The 23,956-nt window shown below is 58.2% G+C and carries 20 protein-coding genes and 1 riboswitch; of the genes, 10 read left to right on the forward strand and 10 right to left on the reverse strand.

Annotated elements, in window-relative coordinates; all coding sequences use genetic code 11:
• Positions 1-863: 863 nt before the first annotated feature.
• The 3 genes from ACNKU7_RS16145 to ACNKU7_RS16155 form a co-directional block, all read right to left on the reverse strand.
• Positions 864-1,580: an outer membrane beta-barrel protein gene (locus ACNKU7_RS16145; protein ID WP_418298035.1), complete on the reverse strand. Its 717-nt coding sequence runs from the start codon at positions 1,578-1,580 to the stop codon at positions 864-866.
• A gap of 121 nt (positions 1,581-1,701) precedes the next feature.
• Positions 1,702-2,355, reverse strand: coding sequence for a replication protein P (locus ACNKU7_RS16150; protein WP_418298036.1), 654 nt, complete (start codon positions 2,353-2,355; stop codon positions 1,702-1,704).
• The gene (locus ACNKU7_RS16155) at positions 2,267-3,616 is read right to left on the reverse strand and encodes a DnaT-like ssDNA-binding domain-containing protein (RefSeq protein ID WP_418298037.1); all 1,350 of its coding nucleotides are present in this window, start codon (positions 3,614-3,616) and stop codon (positions 2,267-2,269) included. The genes ACNKU7_RS16150 and ACNKU7_RS16155 overlap by 89 nt, the downstream gene beginning before the upstream one ends.
• A 210-nt stretch (positions 3,617-3,826) precedes the next feature.
• On the opposite strand from ACNKU7_RS16155, the gene ACNKU7_RS16160 reads away from it, so the two are divergent.
• From ACNKU7_RS16160 to ACNKU7_RS16175, 4 genes are all read left to right on the forward strand, one after another.
• A complete protein-coding gene (locus ACNKU7_RS16160) occupies positions 3,827-6,070 on the forward strand; it encodes a heavy metal translocating P-type ATPase (RefSeq protein ID WP_418298038.1) in 2,244 nt (747 codons plus the stop codon).
• Complete coding sequence (locus ACNKU7_RS16165) at positions 6,067-6,429, forward strand: cupredoxin domain-containing protein (protein WP_418298039.1); 363 nt, start codon at positions 6,067-6,069, stop codon at positions 6,427-6,429. The genes ACNKU7_RS16160 and ACNKU7_RS16165 overlap by 4 nt, the downstream gene beginning before the upstream one ends.
• Before the next feature lie 117 nt (positions 6,430-6,546).
• Positions 6,547-7,554 (forward strand): alpha/beta fold hydrolase, encoded by a 1,008-nt coding sequence (locus ACNKU7_RS16170; RefSeq protein WP_418298040.1) that lies wholly within the window; start codon positions 6,547-6,549, stop codon positions 7,552-7,554.
• Positions 7,551-8,588 (forward strand): alpha/beta hydrolase family protein, encoded by a 1,038-nt coding sequence (locus tag ACNKU7_RS16175; protein WP_418298041.1) that lies wholly within the window; start codon positions 7,551-7,553, stop codon positions 8,586-8,588. The genes ACNKU7_RS16170 and ACNKU7_RS16175 overlap by 4 nt, the downstream gene beginning before the upstream one ends.
• A gap of 138 nt (positions 8,589-8,726) precedes the next feature.
• Here ACNKU7_RS16175 and ACNKU7_RS16180 read toward each other — a convergent pair whose 3' ends face one another.
• The 3 genes from ACNKU7_RS16180 to ACNKU7_RS16190 form a co-directional block, all read right to left on the reverse strand.
• Positions 8,727-9,236: a DUF411 domain-containing protein gene (locus ACNKU7_RS16180; RefSeq protein ID WP_418298042.1), complete on the reverse strand. Its 510-nt coding sequence runs from the start codon at positions 9,234-9,236 to the stop codon at positions 8,727-8,729.
• Between the two features lie 138 nt (positions 9,237-9,374).
• A complete protein-coding gene (locus ACNKU7_RS16185) occupies positions 9,375-9,752 on the reverse strand; it encodes a hypothetical protein (protein WP_418298043.1) in 378 nt (125 codons plus the stop codon).
• A 70-nt stretch (positions 9,753-9,822) separates the two neighbouring features.
• Complete coding sequence (locus ACNKU7_RS16190) at positions 9,823-10,605, reverse strand: 4'-phosphopantetheinyl transferase family protein (RefSeq protein ID WP_418298044.1); 783 nt, start codon at positions 10,603-10,605, stop codon at positions 9,823-9,825.
• Between the two features lie 355 nt (positions 10,606-10,960).
• On the opposite strand from ACNKU7_RS16190, the gene radA reads away from it, so the two are divergent.
• The 6 genes from radA (at position 10,961) to cobO (ending at position 18,196) form a co-directional block, all read left to right on the forward strand.
• Entirely contained in the window at positions 10,961-12,355 is a 1,395-nt protein-coding gene (gene radA, locus ACNKU7_RS16195) for a DNA repair protein RadA (protein WP_418298045.1), read from the forward strand.
• 3 nt (positions 12,356-12,358) lie between these two features.
• Positions 12,359-13,207 (forward strand): ABC transporter substrate-binding protein, encoded by an 849-nt coding sequence (locus tag ACNKU7_RS16200; RefSeq protein WP_418298046.1) that lies wholly within the window; start codon positions 12,359-12,361, stop codon positions 13,205-13,207.
• On the forward strand, positions 13,191-14,183 hold the full coding sequence (locus ACNKU7_RS16205; RefSeq protein ID WP_418298047.1) for a FecCD family ABC transporter permease: 993 nt from the start codon (positions 13,191-13,193) through the stop codon (positions 14,181-14,183). Before ACNKU7_RS16200 ends, ACNKU7_RS16205 begins: the two co-directional genes overlap by 17 nt.
• The gene (locus tag ACNKU7_RS16210; protein WP_418298048.1) at positions 14,180-14,962 is read left to right on the forward strand and encodes an ABC transporter ATP-binding protein; all 783 of its coding nucleotides are present in this window, start codon (positions 14,180-14,182) and stop codon (positions 14,960-14,962) included. Before ACNKU7_RS16205 ends, ACNKU7_RS16210 begins: the two co-directional genes overlap by 4 nt.
• Before the next feature lie 226 nt (positions 14,963-15,188).
• A riboswitch (cobalamin riboswitch) is annotated at positions 15,189-15,370 on the forward strand.
• Positions 15,371-15,486: 116 nt separating this feature from the next.
• On the forward strand, positions 15,487-17,376 hold the full coding sequence (locus tag ACNKU7_RS16215) for a TonB-dependent receptor plug domain-containing protein (RefSeq protein ID WP_418298049.1): 1,890 nt from the start codon (positions 15,487-15,489) through the stop codon (positions 17,374-17,376).
• Positions 17,377-17,572: 196 nt separating this feature from the next.
• Positions 17,573-18,196, forward strand: a complete 624-nt coding sequence (cobO, locus tag ACNKU7_RS16220) for a cob(I)yrinic acid a,c-diamide adenosyltransferase (RefSeq protein ID WP_418298050.1) — start codon at positions 17,573-17,575, stop codon at positions 18,194-18,196.
• Here cobO and ACNKU7_RS16225 read toward each other — a convergent pair whose 3' ends face one another.
• From ACNKU7_RS16225 to ACNKU7_RS16240, 4 genes are all read right to left on the reverse strand, one after another.
• Positions 18,197-18,562, reverse strand: coding sequence for a hypothetical protein (locus ACNKU7_RS16225; RefSeq protein ID WP_418298051.1), 366 nt, complete (start codon positions 18,560-18,562; stop codon positions 18,197-18,199). It abuts the gene before it with no gap.
• Complete coding sequence (locus tag ACNKU7_RS16230; RefSeq protein ID WP_418298052.1) at positions 18,559-19,524, reverse strand: hypothetical protein; 966 nt, start codon at positions 19,522-19,524, stop codon at positions 18,559-18,561. Before ACNKU7_RS16230 ends, ACNKU7_RS16225 begins: the two co-directional genes overlap by 4 nt.
• 161 nt (positions 19,525-19,685) lie before the next feature.
• The gene (locus ACNKU7_RS16235; RefSeq protein ID WP_418298053.1) at positions 19,686-21,944 is read right to left on the reverse strand and encodes a TonB-dependent receptor; all 2,259 of its coding nucleotides are present in this window, start codon (positions 21,942-21,944) and stop codon (positions 19,686-19,688) included.
• Positions 21,945-22,353: 409 nt separating this feature from the next.
• On the reverse strand, positions 22,354-23,847 hold the full coding sequence (locus ACNKU7_RS16240; RefSeq protein ID WP_418298054.1) for a coniferyl aldehyde dehydrogenase: 1,494 nt from the start codon (positions 23,845-23,847) through the stop codon (positions 22,354-22,356).
• Positions 23,848-23,956: the final 109 nt, after the last annotated feature.

Consider the following 23,956-nt stretch of genomic DNA (forward strand, 5'->3'; position numbering starts at 1 on the left):
CTTCCCCATGTGAGAGTAGGTCATCGTCAGGTTTTATTCCAAAAGCCCTGATCGCTAACGCGGTCAGGGCTTTTTTCGTTTGGCACATCCCTGTGCCACATTTCCATCACTATCCACAGGACTCTGCCCGATCCTGGATAACCTCAAAGCAACACAAAAGTTACCCACAAAACAACGATACTAGAGCCGTCCTGTTACACCCCGGTAACGATTTCACGGCACACTTCTGGCGACGCTTTTTTAATCGCTTTCCCAAACCCAGCAACCACGCCAGCCAGAGACAATATCCCGGACTTATCCCCAGCTCTGTCCAGTGTTTCTGTGAGTAAGCCACTTGTGGATAACGGTGGAAAAGCTAAACAAATCAAATTGGTTCCAATCTGAAAATTGAAGCGCGGTCAATCCGAACAGGAAGCCGTGTAAAATTTGTTTACGGTTGGCTCCAGGCCGCGCAGGTAAAAGAAGTTGTTTTTTTATACGCTCGCGGAAAGCCAGTAACCACGGGGCCTCACGCCAATAACCCGTACTTATCCCCAGCTCTATCCAGAGATTCTGTGAGTAATAGGCCTGTGTATAAGCGGAAAAAACTGAATCAAATCAGTCTGGTTTTTGCCCGTTCGCGGAGCGGAACCCGAGGGCGAAAATAGAGCGGCGCTCATCCGGGATTAACCGGAATTACGGCTGTTTCGTTCGTCGTTTTTTTGTCCGTTTGGGGAAAGCCAGCAGCCATGCGGCTGCGCGCAGATACCCCGGAGTTATCCCCAAATCTATCCAATGATTCTGTGAGTAATGTTTGACGGGGAGCTGGAAAAACCACATGTAGATAACTCAATTCCAAAACCGGTGAGTTATCTACAAGCGGATCAGAAATGCATACTCAACCCGAGTGATGTCGTCTCCAGCTCGTATCGGGCGCGCAGCTCTTCTGAACCAATGTCGGGAAATACTTCCCACTCTGCGCGCAGCGTCCAGCTGTTGTGATGGCGGTAACTGACCCCTGCACCGTAACCCCAGTGAAAACCACTGGCATTGTCTTTCAGCTTGCCTGACACAGGTACCGCGACACCCTGCGTTGAACCATCGCTCATCAGTACCGTGAAAAGCGCTTCACCCTCCTGGTATTCGGTGAGTTGGTTCAACCAGAAGCCCGCCCCTACTTTGCCGAACAAACTGATACCGCTGCGGCCAATTGGTAGGTGGCCCACAACAAAAGCGTTACCCATGCGAGTTGTAAGCCGGTCTCTGACATTTAACTGCGGCAACCGGGGACTCATCATAGTGAAATACAGCTCTCCCTCACCGGCTTGCCGCAGGTCAGCCTCTACAGCCCAATGCTCAGTCCACTGCCAGCCTCCATAGATTTTCCAGCCGCTGCTCGTGCTTTCTGTGCAATCCCCGGGGCTGGCCTGCAGGGTAGGTGAGACAAGGCTGTTTACAAAGGCTCGGCTGGCTGGACAGAAGCCGCTGAAATTGCTGTTGAGGACACTGACGCCACCGTAGCGGTGGGAGTAAAAATCGGCACTGGCGGTATTGGCCAGCAGGGCTGCGGGTACAACAAGCAGAATGATAGGCCGGGCCATGGCGTTACCTGCTGTTGGTTGGTTTGATGTGGATAATGCACTGCGGAAATCCTGCGCAGAGCTGCATCAATCGTACCGGGCCCGGGAGCTTAAACCAACACTGCCCCAGGCCCGGATCGAATCATATTTCTAATTGGGCGCGTAATTCTGCGAGTTTTTTGGCGTTTTCCGCTTTTGAAAGGGGCCTGGTGGGCTGATGCTCAAGCTGGATCTGCTCGGGGGCGGGAAGGCTCTCTCCGGCCATCAGGCGCTCACAGATTTTCTTGTAATGCGCGGCAAATACGGGGTAAGCCGAGGCTTCCGGATTATTTGCCAGAAAGAACCAGTCCGCGGCTCGTCCAGCGTGATAGACCGCAGGGTGGCTCCACTTGAAGTTTGCCTTGGGGCTGGGTGCGTTGCAGGCTTCCCGATAAGCCGCGCGAGGCTCGGGCAGACCGCTTTCTCCCTCGGCGCAAAGTTGCAGCATCTTGTGGATAGTCGGCAGGTATTCACACTGTTTAATGGCGCGTTTGGTACCGATCAGGATTTGTTCCGGGGTAAAGCCTGACAACGACTCGAGCCACAAGCGCTTGGCATGGTTCAGGGTCTGGACGTCGGGAAAAGCCGAATTGAACTGGTTGTGATAGCTAAGCTTGAGGAGCCCGAATACTTCGTTGAGCGCGCGCTTCTTTGCATCCAGTTCGGAGTTACCAGTTTGTGTCTGTGACGATGTCCCAGACGGATGTGTCGCGGGTGCGCTGATTGGCTGGTTTCCCGGATTCTTGTGGCTTGCCATGATGTTGTCCTATTGCAAACTTGTTGCGCTCGGCCCACTGATGGCGCGCGTGCCGCACAAAGACTGAATCCCAGCTTTTGCGCGCAGCGCCCTGTTCACGCCAGTAAAGGCGGAACTCCGGCACCAGCCCGAGGGCAAATTCGCGGTCGATTTCACACTGATTCAGCAGGTGGCCGAGACAGTCGCTCGACGGCTGCCAGGTGCGGGAGATAGGGCGGGCCACCGGGTTCTTCTCGATACCCTGGCAGTAATACGCCCATTCAACCCGCGCGTAGTCAATAAAGAGCTCACCCCAGCGCGCACTGTGGCCACCGCGCTCCAGCCATTTGTAGATAAATTCAGGCAGCAGTTCAGCGGCAAAATTCGGATTGATGGCGAGCCGACGCAATTGCTCCCAGGTGTGCTCGCTCGGCTGCCAGTCTCGGGTCATCGCAACGGGTTTGCGCTTCTCAATAAAGGGCGCGTCCTGCTTTTCCCAGTCTTCCATCACCCAGTCGTTGAACTCAAGATCCCAGGACACAGACTGCTTGCCACTGCTGCGGTGATAATCCACAAACCGCTGTGTGCAACGGCGCACGAAGGTGCTCGGAACGCCTTCGTCGGACAGCTTGCGCAGTGTCTCTTCACCGGGACGCCATTCTTCAGGCAGTGGGCGTTTGCGATCCTGGGTGGCCCGAAAGGCTTCCCACTTGGATTTTACCAGTTTGAGAAACAGTGAACCGAATGAATGGCGGGATTCACCCCGGTCGCGCCAATACGTCACGAACTCTGGCAGTTGCTCCCTGACAAAATGTTCAGGTATCCCGAGCTGACTGATGCGCGCCAGAGTCTCGCTGTCTGGTGTCCAGTTGGGGCCAATGGTGTTGGCGCTGCGGCCACGGGCATGAGCCGGTGGCGAGTGTCCCTGGTGTGTCTGGATGTGTCCGCTGTTTTCCGGCGAGGAAGGTGGTGACTGCGTGGCGGGCAGTGCGAACTTCAGGATGCCGCTGTCGCCGTATGGCGCAGCGCCGAGCAGCAGGGCGCCCTGGTTGCGCAGGCTGGTGGCAACGCGTTGGATATCGGACGGACGCCAGAACGGCAGCAACTGCTGCAGCTGCTCGCTATCGGCGGTATACCATTCTCGACCAGGGTGGGACTCATTAGTCAGAAATGGCAGCATGTCCCCCAGGGCGGTAAGCAGCACAGCTTCCTCCAGGCCAAGGGTCGCGGCCAGAGTGGGGGAAACACAGAGTGGTCTTTCCGGGAGCAGGGGATGTTTCATGGCGCGATTCTACCATTGCCGGCATCTGGTGACAGTGTGCCATTTGGGTTGACTCACCATTCCCGTGGAGAGTGGGCTGACCAGTGGGCCAAAGCCGGGATTTCAGGTATGCAAGCCCGGCCCATAGGGGGGAGTTGCCTTACCCCCGGGGCAGGCCTATATGCTCATGGTAGCAAGATTGGACGTTGAATATTTGAAGGCGGTGATGCGATGGCGAACCAGAAACATGTTTTCACCCTGCGCGGTGCGTCCTGCGCCGGTTGCGTGCGGAAAATCGAGGGCGCACTGGAGAACCTCGCCGGTGTTGATGAGGCCAAGGTAAATCTTGCTGAGAAAACACTGACCGTCACTGGCGATGTGGATGAAAAGCGCTGTATCGAAGCTGTGGAAAATACCGGTTATGGTGCAGAGCCGGCCCTGCCTGATCCGAGAGAACAGCGGGAGCAGCAGAGGGCAGAGGATCGTCGCCACTACCGCCAGCTGCTGTGGCGCTGTATTGCGGCATTGGCTGTCGGTCTGCCACTGATGGCCTGGGGGCTGATCACCGGGGAAATGTCCGTGCACTCATCGGGCCAACAGCTGGCATGGGGCTTGGTCGGGCTGGCTACCCTGGTGGTGATGGTGTTCTGTGGTGGGCACTTCTATACCGGGGCCTGGAAAGCATTCAGGCATCACAACGCGAATATGGACACGCTGATCGCGCTCGGCACAGGCGCCGCCTGGCTGTATTCGATGCTGGTTGTGCTCTGGCCCGAGCTGTTGCCGGAATCGGCGCGGCATGTCTACTTTGAAGCGAGCGCGATGATCATCGGTCTGATCAATCTCGGGCAAGCCCTCGAAGTGCGTGCCCGTGGCAAAACCAGCGCGGCAGTCGAAAAACTCCTTGAATTACAGGACACCAGCGCGCGGGTGCTCAAAGATGGCGAAGAGCGGGATGTGCCACTGAATGCCGTTCACAAAGGCGACCGAATCCGCGTGCGCCCCGGGGAAAAAATTCCTGTGGATGGCACTGTCGACGAAGGCAGTAGCCTGGTGGATGAATCCATGCTGAGCGGTGAGCCGGTTCCGGTAAAAAAAACAGCGGGAGACAGCGTGTCTGCCGGTACGCTCAACAAGAACGGCACGCTGGTATTTGTTGCAGAAAAGGTGGGCGCAGAGACCCGTCTTTCACAGATCATTGAAATGGTGCGCAACGCGCAAAACTCGCGGGTTCCAATCGCCCGTCTTGCCGACAGCATTTCCGCAATTTTTGTCCCGACCGTGATGATCATAGCCATCGTTGCCGCGCTGGTCTGGTTCAACTTTGGCCCGGAGCCCGTTGCCGCGCATATGTTGGTGGTCCTGATCTCTGTGCTGATCATTGCCTGCCCCTGCGCCCTTGGTCTGGCCACGCCCATGTCCGTGATGGTGGGTGTCGGCAAGGGGGCAGAGCACGGTGTGCTGATCCGCAACGGCAAGGCCTTGCAGCAGGCCAGTAATATCGAGACGCTGGTGGTGGATAAAACCGGAACCCTGACGGAGGGCGCCCCAAAGCTGACGGACATCGAGACGGACGCTGAGGAAGACGCATTGCTTACGCAGCTGGCTGCTCTGGAGACAGGCTCGGAACACCCACTCGCGGAAGCCATTGTTCAGGCGGCCAAAGGCAAAGGTCTGAAATTACCCGGGGTAACAGAATTTGAAGCCATTACCGCCCATGGGGTACGGGGAACCGTTGAGGGCAAAACGGTGATGCTCGGTAATCGCAAGCTGATGGAAAAGGAACAAATTGACGTGGGCGAATGGCCCGCGCGCGCGGAAGCACTGGCGGAAAAAGGTCGTACCGCCATGTACGCGGCCGTGGATGGGCGCATTGCCGGGGTTATCGCCGTCGCAGACCCGATACGGGAAGATGCGGAGGCGGCCGTTGCGCGGTTGCAGAAACTTGGCTTGCGGGTGCAAATGCTGACCGGTGACAATCGCGCGACGGCCGAGGCAGTCGCCAGGCAGTTGAACATTGATGAGGTGCATGCGGATCTGCAGCCGGAAGACAAAGAGACGCTTGTGCAGAAACTGCAACAAAAGGGTAAACGCGTAGGCATGGCCGGTGATGGCATTAATGATGCGCCGGCGCTGGCACGCGCGGATGTCGGATTTGCTATTGGTGCCGGTACCGATGTAGCTATTGAGACGGCCGACGTAACGCTCATGCGTTCTTCACTGCACGGGGTCGCCGATGCGATTGAATTGTCCAGGGCGACCCTGCGCAATATCAAGCAGAATTTATTCGGCGCTTTTGTGTATAACACGCTGGGCATTCCTATTGCCGCAGGCGTGCTGTATCCATTCACCGGCGCGTTATTGAGTCCGGTGATTGCGGGTGCGGCCATGGCGCTTTCTTCCGTGACGGTGGTAAGCAATGCGAACCGTTTGCGTTTTTTCAAGCCTTCGGAGCTCAAGGAGGTGCAGTCGTGATAAGTGCACTGATAAACATTGCCGGCTTGCTATTGATTGCCGCGATTGTGTGGTGGTTCTGGATTGCGGGAAAAAAATCATCCGGGGAGCGCTACCAGGAGTCTTTGGTGATTCGGGTAAATGACGGTGTGTACGAACCTGACCATATAACAGTGCCCGCTGGGCAGGCGGTTGTCCTGCAATTCCTGCGTGAGGATCCGAGTCCTTGCGCGGAGTACGTAGTCTTTTCCGATCTGGATATCAGCACCCGGCTACCCGTGCATGAGACTGTTGAGGTAAAGCTTCCGGCGCTGGAAGCCGGCGAATATCCCTTTACGTGCCAGATGAAGATGTACCGGGGGCTGCTGGTGGCAGAATGAGGCTTGCATGTGTCAACGCTGCCGTTTTTTACAGGACGTTTTTTTGACAAAAATTGATAAATGATAATTTAAGGGGCAATTAAATCTGGAGTGCCTCGCGGTGTCGCGCGATGTTTATTGGTTGGCGTTATAAAACAAATAAAAACTGCGGGCGAGGTAGTCATAATGACTGTTGTCTTGAAATGGTTCTTGCGCCTTCTGGGCGCGATCCTCTTAATTGTGCTGTTGTTTGCGCTCTATGGCAGTTACGCATACCGGGATCACGCGCTGAAGGATACTGAGTTTTCCCGCGGCGTTTCCTTTTTGGACGTCGGGCCGGCCGAAATCGCCTATCGCGCCGAAGGTCTCGACCACGATGGCGAGACACCCGTTATTCTCCTGCATGCGATGTTTTTCCATATGGGAATGTGGGACGAGTGGGCGCGCGAGCTGGCGCACAGCCGGCCGGTATACCGCTTTGATGTGCCGGGTCATGGTCTTTCCTCGCTGGCGGAGGATGGAAATTATTCGCTGCAGAGCACCATGAATACGCTGCGGGCTTTTATGGATCACCACGGCATCGAACGCGCTATTCTGGTCGGTGCGTCCATGGGTGGTGCGACCATGTTTAACTTTGCAGCACAAAACCCGGATCGGGTCGAGAAACTGATCCTGGTCAATTCCGGGGGGCTTGAGGGACATGATCAGTCCACGGCGGAAAATGCGGGACTGCCCGATGGAGCCTACTGGGTGTTGCGTTACCTGCCGGACTGGTCACTTGTCCAGTTCGTAGACTGGCTGACTGCGGACAACAACGCCAGTGAGACATTTAAAACGGATTTCATTCGGACATTCAGGAACCGGAATATAAGGCGCGGCATCATTGGGCGGATGCAGGACTTTAAATCTCCTGACACTGAATCGGTGTTGCCCGAGATCCCGGTGCCGACGCTGGTGATGTGGGGAGAAAAAAATCCACAGCTTCCCGAAGCCCAGGCGGAACGCTTTAAAACTCTGATTGCGCAAAGCGGCAACCCAGTGGAACTCCGGGTCTACAAAGGCGCTGGCCACCTCCTGCCGGTTGAAGGGGTGGAGTCGGCGTTGCAGGATCTGCTTGCATTTGTCGGACAGGAGCAAGGCCAGTGAAAACGCTGAAGAGATTATCCCTGGCCGTCGTGATTTTACTGTCCGGTAGCTGGGGACTTTATGTCCTGATGTTCAAGCCTGAACCAGTGGTACTGGCGGAAGCCCGGCCGATGCCCGCTGATGCCGATATATCTTCGCTCTACGGGCTCGAGCAGGGGCCCCATGCGGTGGCGGTTATTCCGGAAATGACCCTCACAACTCCGGACGGACCACTAATGCTGACCGCGTTCTATCCGGAATCCGCTGGGTCCTTCCCCCTGCTGTTGTTTTCCCACGGCAATTTTTCAGACCGGCGTGCCTATGACCGCATCATCGATCACTGGGTCAGCCATGGCTATGTGGTGCTGGCGCCCGACCATCTGGATGCGGGCGGGATGCTGAACGGAATTCTGGCGATGACGCGCTATGGTCAGGACGGCGTGATGAAACAGCGTCCGCGGGATCTGGTGAATATCCTCGACGGGCTCGATCAGCTTGCGGCTCAATCGGCGCAGCTGGATCGACGTATCGACCGGAGCAGGGTGGCGGCTACAGGTCACAGTTTTGGGGCCTTTACCGCGCAAATGCTTGGTGGTGCCGACGCAGCAGTGCCGGGTGCTGACTCGCGCTTGCGGGACTTTGATGCCCGAATCCAGGCAGTTGTGGCCATCAGCCCTCCGGGGCCGATGTTCGACATGATCGATGAACAGAGCTGGCAAAACATGACGGTTCCGCAGCTGGTGACCACCGGAACCTGGGATGTGGAAGCACGCTTTTTCCGCGACTGGCGATTGCATGCGATGAGCTATGAGCGCGGCGCCAAAGGGTTGAACAACCTGCTGGTCACCGAGGGCGCCGATCATTATTTCGGTAATTTGATCTGTCGCCTGGAGCGGGAGGCGGAGCCGCAGGAGCAGGCGCTGCTGATGGCCAATGCGGTGAGCCTGGCTTTCCTCGACGCACAGCTGAAAGATAACCTGCAGGCGCGGGAGTTTTTAGCTTCAAATACCCTCAGTACCGCAACAGGTGGGTTTGCGCAGTTGTCGCAGCGCTAGCGTTGCACTGCGGGCTGGGAAAATAGGGGAGACGCGATCACTGACCGGCTCCCCGACCACCACTCAGGCATGCCCGCGTAACCAGGCGCTGACGCGATGCAGCGCCTGTCGCGAGATCACGGCTACCCCGTCGCTACCTCAGTACTGCTGCTCCGGACGAGTAATGTTGGCGTAGATGGATTGGCTTCCATCGTTGTTGCGCTGTAAAACCTCGTATGGCGTAAAACGATCACCCACTTCCATCCCTGGGCTGCCGAGCGGCATGGCGGGTACGGCAAGTCCACGGGCACCTGCCGGCGGGTTCTGCAGGAACTGGCGAATCAATTTTGCGGGAACGTGCCCTTCGAAAACATAACCGTTATCCGACACGCTGGTGTGGCACGACTGGAATTCCGGCGCGATCTGGTGCCGTTGCTTGATCTCATTCAGGTTGTCAACATCGCGGGCATCGATGGCAAAGCCGCCGTCACTGGCGTGATCGACCCACAGTTTGCAGCAGCCGCAAGTGGCGGATTTGAACGTGGTGAGAGCTATGGTGTCAGCCGTAGCAACCGAGGCGGTTTTGGCCACTGGGTTTTGGCGCTCGCTCTCGCTGCAGCCGCTCAGGAAAAAAAGCATCAAGCCGAGCGTCAGTAATGTTGGTCGCATAATGGTGTCCTGCTGTAAAAAAATATGTGAATACCCGCGAGTTGGGTGTCCCGGCAATGGCCGGCTGTAAGGGCGGATTACCCTGTGTGTGGCGTGGGGATGACCAGAAATGCCCGTTGCAAGGCCACTGGTTTCCGGTCAGGAGAGTATGGGTGGACGGATGACCGTCTCGGGCTCCTGGCTTGAGTCCGGTGCCAGGTAGGCCAGCCGGAAAAGATTGAACCGGGCAAATTCAGTCGGCATCGCTGTGGGGGGAATGACACCGGCACAGGCGCCGGAACAGCAGCGGCAATCACTGCTGCAGTCTTGCTGCAAGGCCATCCCGGAATGGCAGCTGTCGCTGCTGCATGGACAGCTTTCGGTTTCACTTTGTGTGTTATTCGCCGACGGGGACATCGCATCGTGCTCGCTCTGTGGGGCTCCCCGGTCACCGCCCTGCTCACAGGGCATTGCCATGGCTTCACCTGCGAGGGCGAACAGCGCAAGTAACAGCAGTGTCCTGAGGATCTTGACCATGAATACGGGGATGATGCGAGCGAATATTGCGCAGGATCTTAGGAGTTGCAGCAGCGCGGCGCAAGTAGCCTCAGGCCATTCCGCGACGAATCGCCTTGGCTGACAGGTCAGCAATCGCAGGGTCGACCCCGGCTACTGCCAGATGTAGCTGGGACGTGTCGCGCAGGGGATACATGGCATAGAAAAACTGCCACGGCAGCTCCCGTCCGGGAAGGTCGCTGGCAAATTGCACGCCCTCTCCCAGGTGGAAGCCTGAGAAATCGACGCGTCCCAACCCTTCGGAGATACCCGTGCCCCGGGCCTTGTAGAAGGCCTCCTTGAGGGTCCACATCCGGTAGAAGTGTATGGGCATCAATTCCCGTGGTGGCGCATCCAGCAAGGCACATTCCTGGGGGTGGAAATAGTGGCGGGCGATGCGTGCGAAATTGCGTGGTTTTTGCGGCTGCTCGATGTCGATGCCAATGGCCTGGCTTTCTGATACGGCCAGCGCGATCCAGCGGCCACTGTGGCTAAGACTGAAGTGGAGTTCGGGGGCGTTTTCCAGCAGGGGTTTGCCACTGGGCAGTCGTGAAAACCTCAGGGCCTCGGGCTGGGTGCCACTGAGCTTGCCGAGTACCCGCCGCATCAGTGCCCGGCCTAACAGGAATTGGTGCTGCGCGTCTTCACTGCGGTAACTGCGCTGGCGCGCGCGTTCTTCCCCGGACAGCAATTTGGCCAGCGCGTCGGCGGATGGGCTGCCAGAAATAATATCGTCAGTGCGCAGCAACCAGATTCCAGGGAGTCTGGAAGCGTTGGCGGCAACTGGCGACTTCCCGAGAGACATGTGCGGTGGACGGTGCGGTTCTGGGTTCATGGTGACTACCGCGGTGAAACGGTTCCCGATAGTAGAGCTGGCGCGGCCGCATTTCGACCGACGTTACTCTCAGGCTAGCTGTTGAAGACTCGACAGGCTAGCAACAAGGCAATTATGCCGCCAGTGCTTTGAGTCGGAGGCCGCATTTTTTGGGGGCCTCGCTCCATGCAAATGATAGTGGTAGGAATCCCCGGTTTTCCTCCGCTGTGGCGGAGGGGTAAACTTCTCCGCTTTCCGCGTACCTTGTCAGCAAGTTCCGGGCGCCTGGCCCGTGCCTCAGAGATTCGCATCCGATAGCGGCACCGCCACCGGACTTGAACAAGACCGCCATCCAACCGAGCGACGAGAGAACATCTTGGCCAAAAAATCCAAAACCGCATTTGTCTGTAATGAATGCGGAGCCGACTACAGCAAATGGGCGGGCCAGTGCGGTGCCTGCGGGGCGTGGAACAGTCTGAGTGAAGTGCGGCTGGGGCCGGCGCATACCGACAGTCGCTCCGCCAACTTTACCAGTGCTCAGGCCGGCTACGCCGGTGCGGCCGGGCAGGGCCGGGTGCAGAAGCTTTCCGAGATCGACCTCAGCGAGCTGCCGCGCATCCCCACCAATGCCAGTGAGCTGGACCGGGTGCTGGGCGGCGGGCTGGTGCCCGGATCGGTGGTGCTGATTGGCGGGCACCCCGGTGCCGGTAAGTCTACGGTTCTGCTGCAGACCCTGTGTCATCTTTCACAGAAGCTGCCGGCGCTGTATGTGACCGGCGAGGAATCCCTGCAGCAGGTGGCCATGCGTGCCAAGCGCCTGGGGCTGCCGGCGGATCACCTGCAGATGCTGTCTGAGACCAATGTCGAGCAGATCTGTCTCACCGCCGGCGAGGTAAAACCCAGGGTCATGGTGGTGGATTCCATCCAGGTTATGCATATGGCCGAAGTACAGTCCGCGCCTGGCTCCGTGGCGCAGGTGCGCGAGAGTGCCGCCTACCTCACCCGCTATGCCAAACAGACTGGCACGGCGCTGATTCTCGTGGGTCACGTCACCAAAGACGGCAGCCTGGCCGGCCCGAAAGTGCTGGAACACATCATCGACTGCTCGATCATGCTGGAAGGCACCCACGATTCCCGTTTCCGCACCCTGCGCGCGCACAAGAATCGCTTTGGCGCGGTAAACGAGCTGGGCGTATTCGCGATGACCGAACAGGGGCTGAAGGAAGTGTCCAACCCCTCGGCGATCTTCCTGCAGCGCGCCGACGAAATTGCCGCGGGCTCCGTGGTCACTACCATCTGGGAAGGCACGCGGCCGCTGCTGGTGGAGCTGCAGGCTCTGGTGGATGACAGCAGCCTTGGCAACCCGCGTCGGGTCGCCGTGGGCCTGGATCAGAACCGCCTCAACATGCTGCTCGCGGTGCTGCACCGCCATGGCGGGGTGCTGGTGGGTGACCAGGATGTGTTCATCAACGTGGTTGGGGGCGTGAAAGTGATGGAAACCAGCGCCGACCTGACACTGCTGGTGTCGGTGGTCTCGAGTTTCCGCAACCGCCCGCTGCCGCGGGACATGGTGGTGTTCGGCGAGGTGGGCCTCGCCGGGGAAATCCGCCCGGTGCCGTCCGGGCAGGAGCGTCTCAGGGAAGCCGCCAAGCACGGATTCCGCAAGGCCATCGTGCCGGCGGGTAACCGCCTGAAAAACGATATCGAAGGCATGGAAGTGGTGGCGGTGAAGACTCTCGCAGAAGCGCTCAACGCCATCGAGATGAGCTGATTCATGGGGCGCCAGGGAAGGACGACCCGACCGCGGGTATGGCTGTTGTGCGGTTTGTGGCTGTGTGCCGCGCCTGTATTGGCGGCAGAGCGCATTGCCTCCCTGAACCTGTGCCTCGACCAGATACTGCTCAACTGGTTACCGCCAGAAAAGATCGTCTCCGTCACCTGGCTCTCGGGACAGTCGCCATATCGTCGCGCGCCGGTGCCTGAGCACATCTACCTGAACCGCGCCCAGGCCGAAGAATTACTGCCGCTAAAACCGGATCTGGTGATCACGGGGCAGTTTGGCGCGCAGCGCGCAGCGGCGCGGCTGGAACAGTTGGGCTTTACCGTGGTGCGCATTCCGGATGCCTACAGCCTGGAGCAATTGCAGGCACAACTGGCGGCACTCGATGAAGCACTGGGGCCACTGCCGCAGCTGGCCGCGCAGGAAAAACAGCTGGCCCAGCTGCTCGCAGATAAACCTTCCGCAGGCAACGAACACAGCCAGCCCCGCGCCCTGATCCTTTCCGCCAACAATATTACTTACGGCAGCGGCATGCTGGAGCACCAGCTACTTACCCGCGCCGGTTTTACCAACCTGGCGGCAGAAGAGGGCGTGAACCAGCTGGGGCGCGTCAGCCTCGAACAGGTCGTCGCACTGGCGCCGGATCTGCTGGTGCTTTACGGCGGCGCGCAGGACTTCGCCATCGCCCACCTGGCTGAACGCCATCCGGTATTGAGGCGGTATATCGACAGCGGACGGACCTATCGACTGCCGGAACAGCTGGGCTATTGCCCGGCTCTGGCGGCGGTGGAAGCGCTGCAGCAACTGAAACAGAAGAGAGCGGAAATTGTCGACGCGGAATAAAACCATCATGGCACTGTTACTGGCCGCGCTGCCGGTTGCCCTGCTGCTGGCATTGTCCAGCGGGCCAGTGGCCATCGACCTGCCGGCAGCTATTGCCAGTGGCTGGCGCAGCGACAGCAGTGACGCTGTGATCCTGTGGCAGCTGCGCCTGCCGCGGGCCGCACTGGCCCTGTTGGTGGGCGCAGCGCTGGGCATGGGTGGTGCGGCCATGCAGGGCATGCTGCGCAACCCGCTTGCGGAACCGGCACTGCTGGGGGTGAGCAGTGGCGCCGCGCTGGCCGCCATTCTGGTGCTGTATTACGGCGCGGCGGTGAGTGGGCTGCTGCTGCCGTTACTCGCCATCAGCGGTGCACTGCTCGCCGTCGGCGGAGTCTGGCTGCTGGCCGGGCGCGGAGCCAGCGCCAGCCGGCTGGTGCTGGCCGGCGTTGCCATCAATGCATTTCTGTCGGCGCTGATGGCACTGGCCCTGAATTATGCGCCGAGCATGTTTGCCATGCAGGAAATCGTGTTCTGGCTGCTGGGATCCCTGGCCAACCGCGGATGGGATCAGGTACTGCTGGCGCTGCCGTTTATCATTGCCGGTGCCGTCATGTTGTTTTGCGCGCGCAATTACCTGCGCGCGCTTTCCCTCGGTGAGGCCAGTGCGGCATCCCTCGGATTCGCCGGCCGCCGCTATCCACTGCTGGTACTGTTCGGCATCGCGTTTGCCGTGGGCAGTTCGGTGGCCGTCGCCGGCACTATCGGCTTTATCGGCCTAGTAGTTCCACACCTGATGCGTCCACTGGTCGGCCAGGATCCGGGGCGGCTGCTGTGGGCCAGCGCGCTTGCCGGTGCCTTGTTGCTGCAGCTGGCGGATGTACTGGTGCTCAACACCGTAGGCACCCAGGAACTGCGCATCGGTGCGGTGACTGCCTTTATCGGTGCACCGTTCTTTTTCTGGTTGATCGTCAGCGGGCGGCGGGAGATGAGCCTGTGAGCGATTTGCAGAATCTTGAATTGTCCTGTCGTGACCTGACCCTGGCGCGCAATCAGCGCACGGTACTCGAGGGTATCCGATGCGTCTTCAGGCCCGGCGAACTTACCGCAGTAATTGGCCCCAATGGCGCCGGCAAGAGCAGCCTGCTGGGTTGTCTCGCCGGTATTTATACGGCCAGTGCAGGGCAGCTTTCACTGGGAGCGCGTGCATTCCATCGCATTGCGGCGGCGGAGCGGGCACAGCTGTGCGCTTACCTGCCACAGCAGGAAGCGCCGGCCTGGAGCCTGGCGGCACAGGATCTGGTGGCGCTGGGGCTGCTGCCCTGGGGGCGCTCCATAGACCGCCCTGAGAGGGCCCGGCGCGCCCTGCTGGCATTGCAGCAGGTCGATGCAGGGCACCTGGCGGCGCGGCCGGTGACGCAGCTTTCAGGAGGGGAATTGCGGCGCGTGCAGCTGGCGCGGCTACTGGTAGGCGATGCACCGCTGCTGATTGCGGACGAGCCCGGCGCGGCACTGGATATCCGCCACCAGTTGCAGTTGATGCAGACTTTCCGCCAGCAGGCTGATATGGGCAAAACCGTGATCCTCGCACTGCACGACCTCGCGCTCGCGGCGCGCTATTGTGACCGGATTCTTCTGCTGCACAATGGATCGCTTGCGGCAGAGGGTTCTGCCGAAGAGGTACTGACGCCGGCGCGGGTAGGTGAGGTGTATGGTATACACAGTGAATTCCGCTGGCGTGACGAGCGCCCGGAGTTTGTTGCCGGAGACCTGATTTAAGCCGTTGCTGTTCTGATTTACGTTTCGTGCGCAGAAATATCCGCGAAGGCACTGATACCGGGTACAACCTTGTGAGACCGTCTGCGGCCAGGACGGCCGCAGCCGAGCCCCCAGGGATGGGTTCACGGCGTGTCGCACAAGGTTGTACCCGGTAGCAGTGCCGCCATAGCACCTAATTCGGCATGCTGTGACCAGCCCTTCATTCCCGCCCCCGCACAATTCCTATATACTCGCGCCCTCTCCAGGTGCCCAGCAGTCATAGTCGCCACAAGCGGCTGGCTTGGTTGGGTTAAACGGGAAGTCCGGTGTGAGTATTTTAAATCCGGCGCTGCCCCCGCAACGGTGATTCGCTTTCCGCAGTCCGCAGAGAACGATAAGCCCGATACCGGCCTTGAGGACAGTAACTGCGATAAAGCGGAGGGCTTTGTCCGGGCTAGTCATTCATTGCCGGTGTGCGCGCACGCCTGTCTCTGTCGCCCGTCTCCCCTCCCTCAATCGAACGCATTTTCAGATTGGGGAATACCATGAAAAAAAATCTGCTCGCCAGCGCCATCGTTGCCAGCGCTTCGGCGTTCGTGCAAACCGCCACGGCGGAAAGCACCGTCACTTCCGTAGATCAAACACTGGAACAGGTTGTTGTTACCGCCAGCCGGGTGGAAATCCCGCGGGCGCAGACCGCTGTGTCGGTTTCCGTGCTGACCGCTGTCGATATCGAAAAACTCGGTTATGCCACCCTGATGGATGTGGTCAAAACCCTGCCGGGAATTTCCGTCAGCAATAACGGCGGCCTGGGTAAAGTCAGCAATATTTATGTGCGCGGGGAGTCCGGTTCCCGCACCCTGGTATTACTGGACGGCGTGAACGTGGCCGATCCAACCAATACCCAGGTTACCACCCAGTTCCAGCACCTGCTTGCCAGTGACGTGGAGCGCATCGAAGTACTGCGCGGGCCTCAGGGCATGATGTACGGCGCCGGTGCCGGTGGTGTGATCAATATCATTACCAAACGCGCGCAAAAACCGCTGGAGTTGCAGCTCAGTGCGGAGACCGGCCGTTACAACACCAATCGCAATCAGGTGGCACTGCGCGGTGAACAGGCTGGCTGGAATTACAAACTGAACCTGAGTCAGCTCGATTCCGACGGCTTCAATGCGCGTGAAACTGATTCCAGTGGCGAGCGTGATGGCTATGACAACCGCACTACCAGTGCGAGTCTCGGTTATGCATTCAGTGAACAATTTTCTGTCGAAGGGCAGGTGCGCCAGATCGATGCGGATACTGAGTTCGACGGCTGTTCCGTGGGTTGGAACCCGAGTGACGACTGTGAAGGCCAGTACCAGCAAAAAACTTACCAGCTGACCGCGAAACTGAATACCGATGGGGTGGAGCACAGGGTCACGATATCCAGCCAGCAGCTGGAGCGCGACAGCTTGGTGGAGGGCGCCAGCAGTAATGCGGTGGCAGGCCGCATCGACGAGTGGAATTACTCCGGTAACTGGAACCTGGATAGCGGTGCGATTTCCTGGGGCGCCGATCTGGACGAGCAGGAGTACGAGCAAGAGTACGAGCCTCTTGATAAGCCGGAATCTGTAGATCTTGTCGGGCTCTACGCTGAATGGCGTGGGGAAATGGCGGAAAAGGTTTTCTATATGATCGGCTATCGCCATGACCGGTTGGAAGATGATGATCATGACAGTTGGCGTATCTCGGCGGCTGTGCCACATCTGATCGGCGATAACCAGAAGATCAAATACCGCGCCAGCGCCAGTACTGGTTTTCGTTCGCCGAGTCCTTTTGAGATGACCACCAACCTGGACGGCGGTGTTGCGCCGGTTGGCCCGGAAACCAGTCGTGGTTTTGAGCTGGGCCTGGAGTACAGCTTCGCCGAATTGCTGCAACTGGAATTGGTTGCCTTCCGCCAGACCGTCAGCGATGCCATCGTGTATGTGAGCGGTCTCGGCTCGGGCTGGGGCGCCTATGCGCAGGATGACGGCGAGAGTGACTCGGAAGGGTATGAGCTCTACCTTTCAGGAAAATTCACCGACTCTGCCCGCTGGTATGCCAATGGCACCTGGCTGGACAGTACAGACAGTGCGGGTGAGCAGCGATTGAATGTGGCGCAGGAGGTGTACAACCTGGGGGTGAATTACAGCCTGCTGGACGAGCGCCTGAGCCTTGCCGGTAACTGGCGGTATGTTGCCGATCGCGATAGCCTCAATCCTGTATGGGGCGAACCAGCGCTGGCGCTGGACAGCTACAACCGGCTGGATCTGAATGCGAAGTACGATTTCAGCGATCGTATTGCCTTCACCCTGCGCGGGGAAAACCTGCTCGATGAAGGCTACCGCGAAGTAGCCGGCTTTAACACGGCGGGTGCCGCGATATACGCGGGCGTACAGTTCAGTCTGGACTGATCCGCTCGGTAAAGCGGGTCGCAAGGCCCGCTATTTGGTTTTGCTTTCTTCCTACCCTCGGGCGCACGCTGGCGGCCCGATACTCCACAACCTGTTGGCAATCGTCCCGTATCGGGCCGCCAGCGCGCTTTCGCTCGGCGACTTGTGAGCTGCGATTCCTGTTATGCTTCCCATCAAATTATTCTAGTGGTTTGTTATGAGCAACTCTGAAAACGACAAGCAGCAGCGCCATAAAAAACGCATGCAGGCACGCAAGGAAATCGTGGACGCCGGTGTGGCGAAAGCGCTGGAAGAGCGCGGGATCTTTATCGTCTACACCGGTGACGGCAAAGGCAAGACCACGGCGGCCATGGGCACGGTTACCCGCGCGCTGGGTTACGGCTACAAGGTCGTGGTAGGGCAGTTTATCAAAGGCGTATGGGAGTGCGGCGAGAAGAACCTGCTGAGCCAGTTGCCATCTGAACAATACCCTTTGCAGTGGTTTGAAATGGGCACCGACTTCACCTGGGAAACCCAGGACTTTGAAGCCGATAAAGCCGCTGCGCTGGCTGTATGGGAAAAACTGAAGGCGGCCCTGGCCGATGATTCCGTGTATCTGGTAGTGATGGACGAGCTTACCTACGCGCTGAACTACAAGTGGCTGGATAAAGCAGAAGTACTGTCGGCCATCGAGAACCGGCCAAAAGAGCAGAGCGTGATCGTGACTGGGCGTGGTGCCAAGCAGTACCTCATGGATATTGCCGACACAGTGACGGAAATGAAATCGCAGAAGCACGCGTTTGAGAGTGGTGTTTCTGCGAGGAAGGGTGTGGAGTGGTAGTTATTTCATAGATTCAAGAAGGATGCTGAAAATCATCATTGAGCCAGATGCAAGAAAAACCCAAAAAAATATAATTGCTAGAAATCTGTCCAGCTTGTTGGTGTGCTTCCGTAAAATATCTGTCTTGGCGCTAAGTGCCGACAGTTTTCCTCTTTCCAGGATTTTGTGGAATTTTCTGGGTGTGGCTAGTGCTTGGGCAACGTTGAAAATATCCCATCCACTTAAGAACTCAATTCCCAAGTAATCCTTGGTTTCTGGGTTTTTTCGTAGTTTTCGTACCGTAACTTGCCCGAAAATTACGAATAGAATCCAGCCCAGAAGTAAGCCGAAAAATGAAAATAGTATTATGTAGTTTAATGTGCTCATGGTCGATTTAGTGCGTGCATTATGGTGTCGTAATACATTTCACCATTTTTCTCAAAATGGCGGTCGGCGGTGATGGAGATGGTGGCCGTTCCAGCAATGATAAGCCCTCCGGCAATTACCGCTGCCCAGCCAACTGGAGTGGCGAACATAAAGAGTGCGAGTCCGGCCTTTGCGGCTATAACACCCGCTCCGGCACTGGCCGCGAATCGACTCGACTCAATAAAGAGATCTTTCTCCCAATTGCCTCCGGCCTTATAGCTAGAATGAACCCTGCCGGCCTTTGATCCAAAATCAATCACCGCCAGACCATTGCCGAGAAGAGTCGTGTACTGGCTGAACTTAACCAGCTTGTGTGCTTGAATTTCGTTGCTTAACTGCAATTTGGCCACACTGCGGCTGCTGCTGGCAATGTTGGTGCCGCGTTCAGCGCTGGTGAGTGGGGTGCCGCGGCGGGAGCGGATGTGACTGGTGGCAGCGTTCAGTTCCGCTCGAAACTGGGCCTGCATCTTATAGAACGCGGTGTGTGCCTGCTGTTTCAATTGTGCCTGGTTGGTGGCTTGACTGAGTTTTGCATCCCGGTAGCTCAGCAGTGCTACTTGGTACCTTTTTACCGATTCGGCAAAGCCCTTGATCCGCTCATCATAGACACTGGTCGAGGCGCCGGTGAGCGCAATATTGTAATCCCGCAATTGATCCATCATCGCCGCGATTGCGATGGTGTTGTCCTCGCCGAAGGTGAGAGACAGCTCGGTGACGGAGCGGGCAACCTGCGGTGGGGCCAGCAGGGTCTGGATGCGTTTGCCCTGGCTGTCGCTGTGTCCGTTGAGCAGGTAGGGCGTATTGGCGCGGGCAATGCGCGGATCGGGGCAGTGGGGTGCGGAATATTGTTGCAGGTTGGCGCTACAGGCTTGTTGTATGGCTGGAGACGTCATGTCCCTGTTGCACAGCAGAAGAGTGCTCATTTTCAGATCCTTTTGAAAATGGTGGGAAATCGGGAAAGGAAAATACTAATCGATCTGCGCGCGGGATTCAGGGGAATTGAAGGTAAGTGCGTACCAGTTGACAATAAAAAAAGCGCCTCATTTGAGGCGCTTGTGATGAACGAAAAATTCGCCGGGGAAAATCAGAGTTTCCAGTTGAAGCGCACACCGGCGGTACGGGGCTGGCCCCAGACGCCATAGCCCCAGTCGCCACCCAGGGTATTCTGGTAGGTGAAATACTCTTCGTTGGCCAGGTTCCTGGCGAAAGCTTCCACGCTGTAAGCATCGGTGGGAGAGTGCCAGCTGATTTTGGCGTTGGCGAGACCGTAAGCCTGCTGCCGGGAGTAGGGGTCGTTTTCAATTTGCAGGTAGTGGTCGTCCTGCCACGCGTAGTCCCCCTGGAATACCAGCTCGCCGCTTTCACCCAGGCTCATGTAATAACGGGCCATGAGGTTGTAGGTGAAACCCGGTGCAGAGGGCAGTTCATTGCCGTCGAGGGTATAGGCATCGCCGGCCACAAAAAATATCTGCTCGGAATCGAACTCAGTACTGAGCCAGCCGGCGCCGGCGATCACTTCGAAGTTGTTGGTGATTGGTGCGGTCAGCTCCACTTCGGCACCGGTACCGCTGACATCGCCGGCATTGGTGATCACGCTGCCTTCCGCAACACTGATAAATACCTGCGCCTGATAGTCTTCCACAGTGTAATGGAAGGCGGCGGCGTTCAGTCGATACACTTCTGCGAGCGTGGTTTTCAGACCCAGCTCGAAATTCGCAATGGTTTCTGCACCCACCGGGTCGGTGGCGAGATCGTTGGCATTGTAGCTTCCGGAAAAACCGCCGCTCTTGAAGCCGGTGGAGTAACTGGCGTAGGCCAGGGTACCCGGTGCGGGACGCCAGTCGAGGCCGATGCGGCCGGTGGTGGCGCTGTCGCTCAGGTCTTTGGTGGTATCGACAGCATCGGCATAAAAGCTGGGGCCGGCATCCTGGGTGAAGTCGCGTTCCTCTTCGGTATAGCGCAGGCCGCTGACGAGGGTCAGTACCGGTGTCAGGTCGTATTCCAGTTGCCCGAACAGGGCCCAGGATTCGCTGTCGAGGGTGACGATTTCCCGGTGCCATAAACCATCTGCGGTGGTCGGGGCTTCGGTGACCAGACCGCGGTCGTCTTTGTAGTAATAGAATCCAGTCACCCAGTTGCTGGTTTCGGTATTGCCGCTCAGGCGGATTTCCTGGGTGTACTGTTCCGCGTCCACTGCATACTGTTCGTCAAACCAGACGATGGCGGTACCGTCACCGTCGTCCTGCAGGAACTTGTCCAGTTCTTCATAGGCGGTGATGGTGGTCAGGCTGAAATTCTCGAAATCCCAGTTCAGTGTGGCGGAAGTGCCGAAGGTATCAATCCTGGTGGTGAGTCCGTCGTCAGCGCCGGACGCCACATGTTCGGGGTCAAACTTGCCACCCACTGCTTCTGCACCAGTGAGCCCGAAGGTGGCGCTGGTACAGGCGCCGTTCTGAATGGCGGTGACCGAGCACTTGTCTGCGCCATCCACAGCTTCTTCCAGGTACCCCATATGGGCAAAGCCGACGGACTGCTGGTCGGCGCTGCTGCCGTGCGCGTTCAGCAGCAGGCTGGCATTTTCGGCGAGGTCAAATTCAAGCTGGCTGCGGTAGCCGAAGCTGTCGGTGTCATTGAGTTTGTCGCCGGTCACGGTGTTGGTCTGCCAGCCATCGTTCAGGGTGTTTTTGACGGCGACGCGTCCGCGCACGCCATCGCTGAGTGGCCCGCTCAGGCTGCCTTCGAGAATGCTCTCGGAGTAGGTGCCGATGCTGGCGCTGACATTGGCTTCAAATTCTTCGGTGGGTTTGCGCGAAACATAATGTACGAGGCCGCCGGTGGTGTTGCGGCCGTAGAGTGTTCCCTGTGGGCCGCGCAGTACTTCGACCCGCTCCAGGTCGAACAGCTGGATCGCGGAGCCGGCGGGGTTGCCGCGGTAGACATCGTCTACGTAGATGGAAACCGGGGATTCCCAGGAGTCGGAGAAATTCACCAGGCTGATGCCGCGCAGGCTGACTGAGGGGCTGGAGGCTTCGCCGAAGATGGCGAAGAAGTTCATGTTGGGCACCTGCTGGGTGATATCCAGTCCTTCCTCGAAGCCCATTTTGTCGATGGCGTCGCCGGAGAATGCGCTGACGGCGACGGAGACATCCTGCATGGACTGTTCGCGTTTCTGGGCGGTGACGGTCACTTCTTCGAGGACGGATTGCTGGTCGGCGAGGGCGGGTAGGGTGGTTATCCCGGCGGCGAGTGCGATGGCCGTGGCCAGTAGTTTTGGGGATGAGTTCGGACGTTGTGATGGCTCTGCGTCAGAATGGTGATGGTGGCTGCGATTCGGGGCAGACATGTTTTTCTCCTTGTGATCACGCGTGTTCCGTAAAGATCCGTGTTGGATTGCGCGATGTGATGACGGGCGTTGTTGCCCGGAGTGCACGACGATGTTGCATCGTCGCAAATGTGCTGGAGGCTCTTTGAAATAAAAGAGTCCAGAAAAAAAGAGCGCCAGCGTGGCATTGCTCTGTGAAAACCCTACAAAATATAGGGGGAAATCGCAATTTTGTTTAATTTACGCCGGGAGGCTAGTGGGAGGCAGTTCTTTCGAAGGCATGGCGGTAAAGCACTGGGTGGAAGTTTTCGAAGCCGCTGTGAATACATCCCTGTACGCTGCGTCGGCGACGTCCGTGTCGCCGACGCTTTCGAAAAATTCCACCCAGTACTTTACCTTCGCACCTGAGTGCGTGCTACGTAAGCCATATTTACTTAGTCAAACGCAACATCAGTTTCATCATCTTGTCCGCTACGTTTCCGTAGGGCGGCATCAGGAATTTCAGTGGATCCAGTGGCCCCTGGTAAAACACCGGGCGCAGTTTGGAGAAGGTGATAAAGCCTTCGTAGCCGTGGTAGTGGCCCATGCCGCTCTCGCCCACGCCGCCGAACGGGATATCGTGCTGGCCAACGTGCAGTACCGCATTGTTCACGCTCACACCGCCAGACATCACGTGATCGATGTAGAAATCGCGCAGGGTTTTATCATTGGTGAACGGGTAAATCGCCAGTGGGCGGTCGCCGTTGTTGATGTATGCGGCCACTTCTTCGCGGTTTTTGTAGGTCTTGATCGGCAGCAGCGGGCCGAAGATTTCCCGCTGCATGATGTCCATGTCTTCGCTGACATTCAGCACCAGGTGCGCGGGGAATTTCTGGATAGCGTCGTCGCGGCTGCCCTGGCCATCGGTGAGGTCGATGACGGTTGCGCCTTTCTGAACCGCGTCGTCGAGGGTTTTCCACAGGCGGCGGAAAGACGGCTCGTCGATCACTGCAGTGTAATCCGGGCTCTGGATGTCCGGGTAGCGCTTGCGGAACAGTTGTTTCGCTTTTTCCACAAATGCCTCCACCTTGTCTTCCGGCAGCAGCAGGTAGTCCACGGTGGTACAGATCTGGCCGGCGTTGAACAGCTTCCAGAACAGGATGCGTTCACAGGCGGTGTCGATATCAAAATCCGGGCCCACGATCGCCGGGGATTTACCGCCCAGTTCCAGGGTAACCGGGGTAAGGTTGGCGGCGGCGGAGGCCATGACCTTGCGGCCGGTATTGCCGGAGCCGGTAAACAGCAGGTGGTCGAATTTCAGTTTGGAAAATTCGATGCCCACGCCGCCGGTTTCCTCGAGGAACACCAGCTTGTCTTCGGGGAAATAGTCACCGCTGATGCGCTGCAGCAGTGCGGTGAGGGTGCGGGAGTTTTCCGACATTTTCACCATGGCGCGGTTGCCGGCGGCGAAGATGTTGATCAGCGGGCCGAAGGACAGGTTCACCGGGAAGTTCCACGGCACGATCACGCCGATCACGCCCAGTGGCTGCGGGATGACTTTGGTGGAGGAGGTGGGGAAGGCGGTAAAGTCCACATGGCGGCGCTGTGGCTTCATCCATTTCTTCAACCGCTTGATGGTGTCCTTGATGCCGTCGAGTGCCGGGAATATCTCGGCAAACAGGGTTTCGTGGTGGGAGCGGTTGCCGTAGTCGGCGCTCACCGCACGCACGATTTCATCCTGGTGGTCGCGGATCATGCGCCCCAGGGCCTTGAGATCCTGTACCCGCTGGTCATAGCTGGGCATGGGGTTGGCCAGGTAGGCCTGGCGCTGGCGCTGCAGCAACTGTTGTAACACGTCCGCCTGCTCCGATGGGGTTATTTCCGGCGCTTCTGCCGGTGAATGGCTTGCGGTGTGGCTGTGGTCGGCCATGGTGTCGGTCGTCATCGCGATTCCCTTTATTTTTGTTCCGGCTATTTTGGTTCCGGCGCCCGGGGGCCGGTACCTCAGGTACCGGTAGTGCGCGCAGGCGTGATCGTGTCCAGCCGCAGCATAA

The sequence above is a fragment of the Microbulbifer weihaiensis genome (assembly GCF_048323715.1).
Taxonomy (GTDB): domain Bacteria; phylum Pseudomonadota; class Gammaproteobacteria; order Pseudomonadales; family Cellvibrionaceae; genus Microbulbifer.